At 62.3% G+C, this 12,957-nt stretch carries 6 protein-coding genes; 2 read left to right on the top strand and 4 right to left on the bottom strand.

Translation table 11 applies throughout. The annotated features are described in order from the left end of the window. Positions 1-67: 67 nt before the first annotated feature. Entirely contained in the window at positions 68-958 is an 891-nt protein-coding gene (locus PZA18_RS03145) for a LysR substrate-binding domain-containing protein (RefSeq protein WP_284099335.1), read from the top strand. A gap of 320 nt (positions 959-1,278) precedes the next feature. On the opposite strand, the gene PZA18_RS03140 is transcribed toward PZA18_RS03145, so the two are convergent. From PZA18_RS03140 to PZA18_RS03125, 4 genes are all read right to left on the bottom strand, one after another. Further along, complete coding sequence (locus PZA18_RS03140) at positions 1,279-2,139, bottom strand: M48 family metalloprotease (protein WP_284099334.1); 861 nt, start codon at positions 2,137-2,139, stop codon at positions 1,279-1,281. An 18-nt stretch (positions 2,140-2,157) separates the two neighbouring features. Beyond that, positions 2,158-2,922, bottom strand: a complete 765-nt coding sequence (locus tag PZA18_RS03135; RefSeq protein WP_284099333.1) for an SH3 domain-containing protein — start codon at positions 2,920-2,922, stop codon at positions 2,158-2,160. Further along, positions 2,919-4,775 (bottom strand): adenylate/guanylate cyclase domain-containing protein, encoded by a 1,857-nt coding sequence (locus PZA18_RS03130; RefSeq protein ID WP_284099332.1) that lies wholly within the window; start codon positions 4,773-4,775, stop codon positions 2,919-2,921. Before PZA18_RS03130 ends, PZA18_RS03135 begins: the two co-directional genes overlap by 4 nt. A 135-nt stretch (positions 4,776-4,910) precedes the next feature. Then, on the bottom strand, positions 4,911-5,636 hold the full coding sequence (locus tag PZA18_RS03125; RefSeq protein ID WP_284099331.1) for a YebC/PmpR family DNA-binding transcriptional regulator: 726 nt from the start codon (positions 5,634-5,636) through the stop codon (positions 4,911-4,913). A 327-nt stretch (positions 5,637-5,963) separates the two neighbouring features. Here PZA18_RS03125 and PZA18_RS03120 point away from each other — a divergent pair, with 327 nt between their 5' ends. After that, a complete protein-coding gene (locus PZA18_RS03120) occupies positions 5,964-12,956 on the top strand; it encodes an AAA family ATPase (RefSeq protein ID WP_284099330.1) in 6,993 nt (2,330 codons plus the stop codon). The last annotated feature ends 1 nt before the right edge of the window (position 12,957 follow it).

Raw genomic sequence — 12,957 nt, 5'->3', positions numbered from 1 at the left:
ATGGCGGCATGTTGGCCAGAATTGGCGTATAGGTAAAATAGATTGATATGCACAAAACGTTCTGTTTATGAGAATCAATATCCTCAAGCGCCTCAATTTCCACCATCTGTTCTACTTCTGGGTCGTGGCCAAGGAAGGGCACCTGACACGGGCGGCAGAGCTGCTGCATGTGTCGCAATCGGCCTTGTCCTCGCAGATCCGGCAGCTGGAGGAGCAGCTTGGTCACCCACTGTTTCTGCGCAGTGGCCGCGCTTTGCAGCTGACGGAGGTGGGTAACCTCGCCCTGAGCTACGCCGAGAGTATCTTCAGCCTGGGCTCGGAACTGATGATGACGGTGCAGGCTGGCGAGGGGCCCACGGTGCAACGCCTGCGCGTGGGCGCTGTAGCCACTTTGTCGCGGAATTTTCTGGAGAATTTTCTCAAGCCGGTGATCAGTGCCGATGATATGCACCTGATTCTTGAGTCGGCGAGCCTTGAGGATCTACTGGAACGGCTCAAGGTGCACAAGCTGGATCTGATCCTGTCCAACCGCCCGGTGACGGCCGAAGGCCAGCACCCCTGGCGCTGCCGGCGGATTGGTCGGCAGACGGTTTGTCTGGTCGGCCCGCCGCGTGATACGGCGACCCCTTTCCGCTTTCCCGACGATCTGGCGACAGCCAGACTGCTGCTGCCAGGGCGTAGCAGTGATATCCGCAGCCAGTTCGATATGTTTTGTGACGAGGCGGGGCTGGAGATCCGTCCTTTTGCTGAAGTCGATGATATGGCGATGCTGCGGCTATTGGCGCGGGATACCGGCGGCCTGGCCGTTGTGCCCGAAGTGGTGGTGCAGGACGAGCTAAGGTCGGGCGTGCTGCAAAAATACTGCGCGGTGCCGAAGGTCTATGAAAACTTCTACGCCATCACCACGCGTCGCCACTTTCAGCCCAGTGCGCTGAAAACGCTACTGGCCAAGTCTTGAGGCAAGGCGTATGCCTTGCCTTCGTGCCATATCGGGCGGAACCCTGTGTCCCCGCAAGGCTGGGAGCGATGGGTGGTGCATGGCGTCGTTAGGGTTCGTTTATTTAGCTCGCTAGACTGCGCTCACCCTGCCTAGCCCTGCCCCAAAACTCGGCCCGGCGCGACCGGAAACAAAACGTCAACAGAGCCTAGACCACGCGCACCCTGCCGTACGTGGTGGTTGGGGCGTTAGCCCCTTATCCGCTACGGCCTGCACCTTGCGGGTATCGCTCTGCTGCAAACCTTGATCCGGCGCGACGCTAAACCTTACGTCAACAGAACCTAACGCTTGAAGCGGCTGAAGTTACCGCTTTCACTGGTTTTGGTGTAGGCATCAAGCTTGTCGCCCATCGCGGCGTCCAGTTCGCGCAAGCGATCATCCAGCGACGGATGGGTGCTGAACATCCAGCTGACGGGGCCATCTTCGCGCCGGTATTGCTGCAAGGTCTGCAAAGTGCCAATCAGCCCAAACGGGTTGTAGCCTGCCCGGGCGCACAAGACCACGCCGATGCGGTCGGCTTCGAACTCCTGCTTGCGATCAAAACCCCGCAAGGCCCATTCACCGACAAAACCCTTGATCATGTTCTTGCTCATTTCGGCCCGCTGATTGGCATCGAGCGAGCCGGAATTGCGCGAGTAATTGCTGGCTGCGGCATCCAGCGCCAGCGCCCCCAGTTCATATAAGCCTTCATTGGCCTTGGCGCTGGCGTGGTGGCGCTGGGTGACGTGGGCGATTTCGTGGCCCAGGACACAAGCCAGTTCCGATTCATTACGCAAGGTCTGATACAGGCCCCGTGTGATGAAAATGTAGCCGCCAGGGCCACTGAAGGCGTTGATCTGAGGCGCATCCAGCACGCCAAAGCGCCAGTGCAGCTTAGGCTGATCACTTTGTAGTGCCACCCAGGTGCCAACCTGATTGACGTATCGTTGCATGGCCAGATCGCGGTCGAGCTTGGCGGCCCCCAGCAGACGTGCCGAGAAGTCCATGCCCAGTGTCAGATCGACGGCCGGATCGTTCGATTTGGCCTGCGACATCTTCTGCAGGGCGGTCAGCCCCTGGTTGACCTGATTGACGTTGACATTGGCACAGGCGGCCAGCGCCAGCACGCTGCTTGCGAGAGTGAGTTTGAATATCCCGTTCATGAGGTAGGCTCCGGCCGCTTAGCGGGCTTCAAGATAATCAATGCGACGCTGCTGCAGCCTGGCGCCCCGGGCAAAGGCGCGCGCTTCGCTTTCACTGGCGTCTACCTGATCAAGCTTGGCCAGCTCCTTGTAATCATGCACGGCGCTCTTGAATCCTTCCGGGTCGAGTGCCTTGCCGGCAGTGCCGGCTTCAGAACCCGATTTGCCGGTCTGCATGACCTGGAACACCTTGCCCACGCCGCTATCTCCTCCCTGACCGGTTGAGAAGTGGACCTCCGGCAGCTTGAGCCAGCCTTGCTGGTTCATGGCGATGACCTGCACCCAAGGGTCTTCCTGCTTGATGACGGTCAGCTCGGTATTGGCGGGCAGGGTGGCAACCACCTTGGTATCCCTGGCGGGGCCCGCCTGCAGTCGGACCTGGGTAACCACCCGGCCCTTGCGGGGGCGGGCGGCTGGGGCAGCCACGGGGGGCGGAGCGGGGGCTGCCTTGGCTTCGACGACTTTTGCCTCGGGTCTGGCATCGGTCTTGGCCAAAGGGGGCGGGTTGACGACGACCAGCTTGTCACTGAGCCAGCCGGTCTTGCCATCCTTGAGTTTGACTTCAACCCAGCCGGGTTGGCGTTTGCCGGTGGTATCGACCTGGGTGCGGGCGAAAATCTTGACGACCGATTTACCGTCTTTGGCCGGCGTGGCCTTCAGCTCGGTCACCTGGGTGACGGTGGCTTCATCGGCCGTGGCCAGGGCACTCAGGCTTGCAGCCAGGGCGAATGCCAGATATTTCATGTTTGTCTCCTGATTGGCTCAAACAATTCAACCTCCTGCTCGCGGCCTTTGACGTGATGCTGGCCTTTATCGACGAAATCAAACGCATCCAGACAGGCGGCGCGCGTGGCATCCGAGACCAGCACCCGTGCCACACCCTTGGTCTGGCCTTCGATCCGGCTGGCGAGGTTGACGGTATCGCCAATCGCCGTGTAGTCCAGACGCTCATTCGAGCCGATAAAGCCGACCACTGCCGGCCCGGTGTGCAGGCCGATGCCGATGTCGAAGTCGGCGCCGAGGTCGGTCAGTTCGCGTTTGAAGCGCTCCAGCGCCTCGGCCATTTCGATGGCAGCTGCTACGGCGTGGCGGGCGTGTTCCGGGTCACTGACCGGTGCGCCCCAGAACGCCATGATGGCATCGCCGATAAACTTGTCCAGCGTGCCGTGGTGCTTGAACACGATTTCGACCTGCATGGTGAAATAACGGTTCAATAGCGCGACGATGTATTCAGGGCTGCGGGTTTCCGACAACGTGGTAAAGCCTCGGATATCGGAGAACAGCACCGTGATTTCACGGCTCTGCGCATTCTGGCTCTGGTCGATTTCACCGGTATTGACCAGCTGGCCGACCACGCGTGGATCTAGAAAACGCTGAAACAGAGCAATCGCGGCTTCGCGCTGGCGTCGCTCTCGAAAATAGGCGATCAAGGCGCAGCCCCAGTAGCCGATCCAGCCCCAGGCCAGCACGCCTGATAGCGGGATGAACCAATGACGCCCCAGCCACCACCAGCTGGCGGCGGCGCCACTCAGGGTGGCAATACCCAGTGCCAGACCGATCCGCAGCGGTGAATGCGCTCGCTCGAACGCCCACATCACCAGCATGGCCAGCAGGATGGCCATGAAGGCCAAAGGTGGACGCGGCACCTCGCGCAGCCAGTCCTGATGTGCCAGATTGCTGATGGCCGTTGCCAGCACTTCCGGGCCTAGTGTCAGCGTGGACATGGGCGTGGCGTGTCGGTCGCCGAGTGAAGCCTCCTCAATGCCGATCACCACGATCTTGCCGTGGAATTCGTCTTGAGGACGCAGGCGCTGGCCGCGCTCGAAATCGTCATACAGCTCGGCGAATGACACATGCTGCCAATGCTGCCGCCAGTTCAGGCGGATCTGCCCGGCCTCCACCGGCACGTCCCAGCGCTGCATTTGCGCCAGTTGCGCCGGCAGGGACAACAAGCGCCAGCCCTGATCCTGCTTCGATAAATAATAGTGGCGAACCACGCCATCTGCACTTTGCAGCCGGTCTACCAAACCGCCTCGCCAGCTGGTCGGGTCGCGTAGCACGGTGGGTAAGAGCATGGCCGCATCTGCCTGGGCGTGGGCGATCGGGGTGCGGCGAATCCCCAGCGTCGCCGGTAGCTCGGCGTAGCGCAGCAGGCTGCCGTCGGCTTTGGCTGTCTGGCGGCCGGGCATGTATTGCACGGCAACCAGCACTTCAGGGTGGCGGGCAATCACATCGGATAGATAGGCATCCTGTTCGGGACGGGCCAGGTCGGGTTCGTTCAGCAGCAAGTCCACCACAATGGCCCGGGGTTTCTGGGCGGCTATGCCGTCGATCATTTCACCCAGCAAGGAGCGCGGCCACGGCCATTTGCCGGCTACCGGCTGCATCCGGTCAAGGCTCTTCTGGTCGATATCGACCAGAACCATTCCGGCGTCGGCTGGGCGCTGGCTGGCGTGCAGCTTCTGCCAGAAGTCGCCCATGCGGGTATCGACCGGATTGCCAAATCCCAGCAGTGCATAGTCCAGGCCAATGGCGAGTACCAGCAACAACAGCCAGAGTCGAAATGACTCGGGCTTCCAGCGTTTGGGCATCTTCATGTTTCCCCCGCAGCAGCACAAAAGAAAAGGGGCTTGTTGCCAAGCCCCTATCTGCTACGCCCTGATTCATCGTCGCTGCCGAGTCTGTCTTGTCCCAGTCTGCAACGGCTGTCATGAGGGCTCCTGAACCGCTACTTACTCTTCCAGAATGGCGGTGGTGTAAACCTCTTGTACATCGTCGAGGTTTTCCAGCGCATCCAGCAGCTTCTGCATCTTGGTCACGTCATCGCCAGTCAGCACGGTTTCGGATTGCGGCTTCATGGTGACTTCCCCAAATTCGGCCTTGAAACCTGCGGCTTCAATGGCTGATTTGATCTGCACGAATTCGTAGGGCGGGGTGATGACTTCGATTGAACCATCGTCATTGGTGATCACATCTTCAGCGCCAGCTTCGAGTGCGGCTTCCATCAGGGCATCTTCGGCCGTGCCGGGTGCGTATACCAGCGTGCCGCAATGCTTGAACTGGAAGGCCACGCAGCCATCGGTGCCCATATTGCCGCCGTATTTCGAGAAAGCGTGGCGGACATCTGCGACGGTACGGGTACGGTTGTCGGTCAGGCAGTCGACCATCACCGCAGCCCCGCTGATGCCGTAACCTTCGTAACGGCATTCTTCGTAGTTGACGCCTTCCATGCTGCCGGTGCCGCGATCAATCGCGCGCTGGATATTATCCTTGGGCATGTTGGCGTCGAGCGCCTTGTCCACCGCCAGGCGCAAACGCGGGTTGGAATCAGCATCGCCGCCGCCGAGCTTTGCGGCTACGGTGATTTCTTTGATGAGACGGGTAAAGACCTTGCCGCGCTTGGCGTCGGCGCGTTCTTTTTTGTGCTTGATGTTAGCCCATTTGCTATGGCCAGCCATGGATATCCTCTGGAAGTAATGTGCAAAACCGTTGCCTGACGGCATGAAGTGCCTGACAGAGCCGACAACCACCCGGCAAGCCGTTATGCGGTCGTGTACCGCTGCGCAATGGGGTGGAGCTTCTGAAAAACCGGCTAATTGTAGCACGCCGCCTGTACGCTGATTTTGGCCTGGCGCTACCATGCTGAATGGTTGCATACAATGAATGGCTGCCGGTCGGGCTCTCGATGGGTGGTGGGCATCGCGGGTGAAGCGATCTGCAAACCTGACGTCAGCAGAGCCTGGGCGCCATCTAAAAAACCAACGTCAACAGAGCCAGGATATCGGATGCGAACGCAAAGTTTTCCTGAAGGTTATCTCCCCCTTGCGCCGTTGGCGGCGGGGGCCCGCACGGCGGTGTATCGGGCGCGGCGGGAGGCTGATGGGCTTGAAGTGGCGATCAAGCTGGCCCTGCCTGAACGGCCGCTGGGGCGTGAGCGCATACGCTTTCATCACGAATTTGCCATCCTGTCGAAAGCCCGCTCAACGTTTCTGCCATCGGCGCTGGCCATGCTTGATGCCGGTGGCCTGCCTGCATTGGTTCTGGATCTGATTCCCGCCGAGTCCCTGCGGCAGCGCTTGCTGGCCACCGGCCCTTTGCCGGTTGAAGAGGCTGTCGCACTGGCGATCCGCACCACCGAAGCGTTGATTGATTTGCATGGACAGGGCCTGCTGCATCGCGGTTTGAGTGCCGGCAACCTGCTGTGGGCGCCGGCCACCGGTCTGCTCAAGCTGGTTGGCCTATCGACGGCAGGGCGCTTTGGCATGGTTGATGCCGACTACCGCAATCCTTCAGAGCTGGAAGGGGAGCTGGCGTATCTGGCGCCGGAACTCAGTGGCCGTCTGAATGTACCACCTGCCCCGGCCACCGATCTGTATGCGCTGGGCGTCATGCTGTACGAGGCGCTGACCGGGCATCGGCCGTTTGGCAGTGCCGACCCGCTGGAACTGGTGTTTCAGCATCTGACGCAGATTCCCCCGGCCCCGCACGAGCTGGAGAGCCGCATTCCCTTGCCGCTGTCCGCCGTGGTGATGAAGCTGCTGGAAAAAGAGCCTTCGCGTCGCTACGTCAGCGCGGCAGGTCTGATGGCAGACATGGTCGAACTGGCCGGTCAGCTGGGGTCGGGCGCAGTGCGGGATTTCGAGCCGGGACGGCACGATGTGGCCGACCGGCTGGTGTTCAGCGGCCGCTTGTACGGGCGGCAGGAAAGTAGTGACCAGTTGCTGGCGACGTTCGAGCGGGTGAGTACCGGCGCGGCGGGTGCCGCCTTGGTGGCCGGGCCGGCGGGTGTTGGCAAGACGGCGCTGGTGCAGACGCTGCTGCGGCCGTTGACGGCTCGGCGCGCCTTGTTTGCCAGCGGCAAATTCGATCAGCTGCAACGGGCGCTGCCCTTGTCGGCGCTGACATCGGCCTTGAACCAGCTGGTGCGCCGTCTGCTGACGCTGAGTGATGCCGAGCTGTCGTATTTCCGGTTGCGGATCGAAGCGGCCGTGCCGGCCGACCGACAGATTCTGCTCGATATCGTGCCGGCCTTGCAGGGCATCATGGGTCCGCAACCTGCTTTGCCGACCCTGCCGCCAGCCGAGGCGGCAAATCGATCCGACCGTGTCTTTCAGCGTTTCCTGCAGGCGCTGGGAGGGCCAGAACACCCGCTGGTGCTGTTTCTCGACGATATGCAGTGGGCTGACGACACCACGTTGCGCCTGCTCAAATCCCTTCTGACCGATCCCGACTCCCGCCACATGCTGGTGCTGCTGGCCTGCCGTCGCAACGAGGTGGATGCGGATCATCCGTTTGCCGGCTTCATGCAGACCCTGCAGGGCGCAGGTCGTCTGCTGGCCGAGCTGGAATTGCGTGAACTGCCCGAGCCCGCCATTGTTGCCATGCTGGCGGATGCGCTGCATCGCCCAATGGAAACCCTGCGGCCTTTGGCGCGATTCGTCCGGAGTAAAACCGGGGGCAACCCTTTGTTTGCCCAGCAATTTGCCTTCGAATTGGAACGGCGGGGCCTGCTGCGGTTTGACCGGACGGCACGCCGCTGGCGCTGGAATCTGGAGTCGATCGCGGCGGTGCCGATGACCGACAATCTGGTCGATCTGGTGGCGCAACGATTGGCCGAATTACCCGCTGCCACCCGGCAGGCATTAGCGATTGCGGCCTGTGTCGGGGCGCAATTCGATCTCGACTGGCTGGCCCTGGCGCTGGATGGCGACCTCCCGGCTGCCTGGCAGGTGATTGCCCCGGCGATCGAGGCGGACTTTCTGCTGGCCAGTGAGGAACGCCTGGTCGAGAGTTCGGGCCAGACGCTGCTGGTGCGCCAGCAGCTGCGCTTTCTGCATGATCGGGTACAACAGGCGGCGCTATCCGGGCTGACGGCCGACCAACGGCTGGTGCTGGAGGCGCGAATTGGTCAGCTGATGCTGGCGGCGATTGACGACCCGGAACATGATTCCCGCCTGTTCGATGCCTTGAGTCACCTCAATATGGCCGCACAGGCGGTGCCGGCTGCGCAACGGCTGGCATTGGCCCGCTGTAATCTGATTGCCGGATGTCGGGCGCGTGATGCCTCGGCATTTGATGCGGCGGCCAGCTTTTTTCTGGCCGGGCTGGGCTTTGTTGGGGAACAGGGCTGGCAGCATGATCATCGGCTCTGGTTTGAGCTGTCGGCCGAGCACGCTCTGGCCGAGCTGGCGCAGTCCCATTTCGAGAGCGTGGCCGAGCGCGTGGCGGCGATTCTGCCGCATGTTGGCCAAGCACTGGATCGTGCCCGCCTGCTGGTGGTGATGACCCGGCAGAAGGCCGCGCAGGGGCGCTTACCCGAGGCGATTGCCCATGCCCGCAATGCCCTGACCCTGCTGGGCTTTCCCTTGCCGGAAGGGGATACCGGGCCGACTTTTCAGGCCGAGATCGGCGAGGCGCTGGCCCTGGTGAAAAGCCAGTCAGTGGCCATGATCGAGTTTCTGCCACAGGCGACAGACGAGACGGTGCGGCTTGCTCTGGAGCTGATGACTTCGCTCAAGGCCACGACCTATCTCTCCGACCCCGGACTGTATGTGGTGATTGTCGAGCGGGTGTTCCGGATGACCTTGCAGCATGGCATCGACCGGGATAGCGCCTCCGGCGTGACCTCGTTCGCAATCCTGCTGTCAGGGCTGTTCGGCGAATACACGCTGGCTTTCGAACTGGGACAGTCGGCGCTGCGTCTGGCTTCGCGGCTGGGCAATACCTATCAGCAGGCGTCTGTCGAGTCGATTCTTGGCATCTTCCTCACCCATTGGGTGCAGCCTTTCCCGCAGGTGTTGGAACACCTCGAAGTGGCGGTGCGGGTGGGGCATCTGGCCGGTCATGCCGAGTATGTCCGCTATACCCTGTTTCATCAGGTGGCTTTTCTCTGGTCTCGCGGTGAGCCGCTGGAGCTGGTCGCCGCCCAGCTGGAACGTGCTTATGCCTACTGTGCCCGCACCTTCAACCAGCTGGTGCCGGTGACTTATCACGCTTTCGACATGCTGCGCCGTAACGTGGCGGGCGAGACAGCCGGTGAGCACGTTCTCGACTGCGGTGAGTTGTCCGAGGCGCGCTATCTGGAAACCATGCGGGCGCAGAATTTCCGCTACAGCTTTTTCTACCTGAACACCTATCGCGCCATGCTGGCCTGCCTGTACCGCGACTTCGAGCGGGCCTGGCAGCATTGTCAGGAGGCCGCCAGGTTCGAGCGTGCGGCCATCAGCCTGTATGTGCAGGTGGATTATGTTTTCTGGCGGGCGTTGACGCTCTGTGCCCAGGCGGCAGTCCAGGCCGAAAGCGAGGCGGAAATCGGCCAGCTGCTGGCCCGTCTGCGCAACTGGGCGGAGCGGGTGCCGGAGACCTATCGCCAGAAAGTCTATCTGATTGAAGCCGAGATGCTGCGGCGTGCCGATCGGCCGCTGGCCGACTGTCTGGATGGTTACGAGCGCGCTATTGCTGAAGCCGAGCGCAATGGATTTCTGGTGGATCTGGCAATGGCGCACGAACTGACGGCCCGCTATCTGATTACCGCTGGCCGTGAGCGGATTGCCCGGCCATTTCTGGAGGGGGCCTGTCAGGCGTATCGACGCTGGGGGGCCCGCCGCAAGCTGGAACAGCTGCTCGCGGAGTTTGGCGATCTGGAACAACCCGCCGCCGTGGCGGCCTCGGTTGAACTGGCGGATGTAGACCTGCTGGCAGTGCAGCGCGCACTCGAAGCCATTTCCGGCAGCCTGCGACTCGATGAGCTGGTGTTCGCCCTGCTGGGCACCATGCTGCAGTTCAGCGGTGCCGAGGTTGGCGCCGTATTGCTGGAGCGAGCCGGGCTGGCAGTGGTGGTGCGTGGCGGCATGCCGGGTAGCTATGACCAGCGCCGGTTTGATGCCGACCCGGTGGGCGGTGGCCTGAGTGCCATGCTGGGGCTGGCGCCAGAGCTGGCCGAGCCGGTTTTACGCTACGCCATCCGGCTCGATGAAACCGTATGTGTGGATGATGTCCGCAACGATGAACGCTTCGCCGTGCCGGGTATCCGCGCCCGTTCGGTTCTGGCGCTGCCACTGTTGCACCAGGGGCGTCGCACCGGCCTGCTGATGCTGCAGCACATGAGTTTGCCACAGCTGTTCACGCCCTCCCGGCTGTCGGTGCTGGAGCTGATTGGCCGGCAAGCGGCGGTGTCGCTGGAAAACGCCGTGCTGTATGGCGAGCTGGCGAGCCGCTATGAATTTGAGCGGAGACGGTCTGAGAGCGAGTTGCACGATGCGCTGATCCAGCTGGCAGAGCGCGAACGTCACCTGCAGACCATTCTCGATTTCTCGCCAACGCCGATCTGGGTCAAACGGCTCGACGGCAGCTACCAGCAGGTTAATCCGGCCTGGAGCAGTTTTTATGGCATTGAGCGGGAGATGGCACTGGGCCATGGTGACCGTGAGTTGTTTGGCCGTGAGGTTGCCACCCGCCTGGCCTTGCACGACCGGATGGCGCTGGATGGGGAAGGGCCGCTGACCGTCGAAGAGCGCGTCCCATCGCCCGAGGGCTACAAAACAACGCTGACCTGCCGTTTCGTGCTGCGCGATGCCAGTGGCAGCCCTTACGCCCTGTGCGGCATGGCAACCGACATTTCCGTGCGCAAAGAGGCCGAGCTGGTGCTGGGCCGTGAGCGCAGTCGCCTGCAGGAGGTGATTGACGCGGCGGATGCCATCATCACCCTCAAAGACCGGCAGGGGCGGTATCTGTTGGTGAACCGGGCATTCGAGCAGGCGGTCGGCTTACCCCGTTCGGCGGTGGTGGGCCAGTCGGCGCGCGGAGTGCTGCCGCTGGAAGTTGCCGCCAGGGTGGAGCGGGCCGACCGCGAGGCGCTGGCCGAGGGACACCGGATCAACTACGAGGAAAACCTGCGTTATGCCGATGGCAGCCAGCGCGTCTGCCTGATCAACCGTGCGCCCTTGTTCGATGCCGATGGTGAGGTATGGGCCTTGTGTGCGCTGGCAACGGACATCACCCGCTTGAAGGACGTTGAAACCGAGCTGGTGGCGGCTCGCCAGCAGGCCGAAGCTGCCAGCCGCGCCAAGAGCGAGTTTCTGGCGAATATGTCGCATGAAATCCGCACACCGATGAATGCAGTGATTGGCTACGCGCAATTGCTGGAGCGTGACGCCGCTTTACCGGACCGCCAACGCGAGCAGGCGCAGATCATCAAGAAAAGTGGTGAGCACCTGCTGGCATTGATCGACAACGTGCTTGAAATGAGCAAGATCGAAGCCGGGCAGCAGACTTTGACGCTGCAGGCGTTTGATCCGCACGGCATGGTGCAGGATATTTTCCGGATGTTCGGCTTACGTGCCGAGGCCAAGGGCTTACAGCTGGCCTTGCGGGTGGCTGACGATATGCCGGGCCGCTTACGCGGCGACGAGCGCAAGCTGCGGCAGATTGTGATCAATTTGCTCGGCAATGCCCTCAAATTTACCGAGCAGGGCGGGGTGGAGCTGCGGCTGGCTGGCCATATGGTGGCCGAGCTGTTCCGGCTGCGGCTGGAAGTGCTTGATACCGGGGTCGGCATCGCGCCGGAAGACCGGTCCAAGGTATTTGCCCGGTTTGAGCAGACCTCCAGCGGTTTGCGCATGGGCGGCACAGGTCTTGGGCTGGCCATCTGCCGCCAGTTTGCCGAGGCAATGGGCGGCCACCTGGACTTTGACAGCGAGCCGGGGCGTGGTAGCCGCTTCTGGCTGGTGCTGGACTGTGCCGTTGAGACGGCGCCGGTTCATGTGGCGCCGGTGCTGCGCACGGTCCGCCGTCTGCAAGGCCTGCGGGTGCTGGTGGCAGACGACAATGGCTTCAACCGTGATCTGGCCCGCGATTTGCTGACCGAACTGGGCGCCGAGGTGGCGACGGCGGAAGACGGTTTGCAGGTTCTGGCGCAGGTGGCGGGCGAGCCGGAATTCGACATTGTGCTGCTGGATCTGGACATGCCGCATCTGGGGGGGCTGGATACCGCCCGCACCCTGCGCCAGCGGGGCTGTCGCCTGCCACTGGTGGCGTTGACGGCAGCGGTGCTTGATACCCAACTTGCCGGTTGTCACGAAGCCAGTATCGACGACATTCTGACCAAGCCTTTCCGCGTTGAGGCGCTCGAAGCCATGCTATGCCGCTGGACGCAACGCCCGGTGCCGGAAGGCGATGCCGGTGCAGTCGTGCCACCGTCGATCAGCGGTCTTTGGCCGGTCTTCGATCCGGATGATGGTTTGCAGCGAACCGGTGCCAATCTCACGCGCTTTGCCCAGCTGATCCGGCGTTTTCAGGCGCGGGCAGCCCGGCTGGCGCAGGAGTTTGCCGCAGCAGGGGAGAGTGGCGATCTGGCCGTGCAGCAGCTGGCACATGCGGTGCGCGGTATTGCCTTGCAATTGGGCGTGGTCAGGCTGGGACGCTGGAGTGAGCAGATCGAGCGCACGGCCGCCGCAGGCGAGCCACTGCAGGCGCTATTGTCTATGCTGCCTGAAGTGGTGGAGGAATGGCGGCAGGCCGCTGCGGACTGGCTGGCCGCGCATCCCGAACCTCCCTCGGCACCGCAGGCAACCATCGACCGCGATGGTTTGCCCGTACAATGGCTGGCCCAACTGCAGACAGATCTGCAAGCGCAGAGTCTGGATGCCCTGGCAACCATGGCGCTATTGCAGCCGCATTTTGCTGATCAGGCCCAGGCTGCAGCCTTGCAGCGCCTGATCGAGTCTTTGGATTTTGCGGCCGCCCAGGCGCTGTTGCGTCAACTAATTCATTCGAGGTGAG

Source organism: Parachitinimonas caeni (assembly GCF_030129945.1).
Classification (GTDB): domain Bacteria; phylum Pseudomonadota; class Gammaproteobacteria; order Burkholderiales; family Chitinimonadaceae; genus Parachitinimonas; species Parachitinimonas caeni.
Note: the sequence above shows the minus strand (reverse complement) of the source record. Positions and strands in the feature narration are given on the sequence as shown.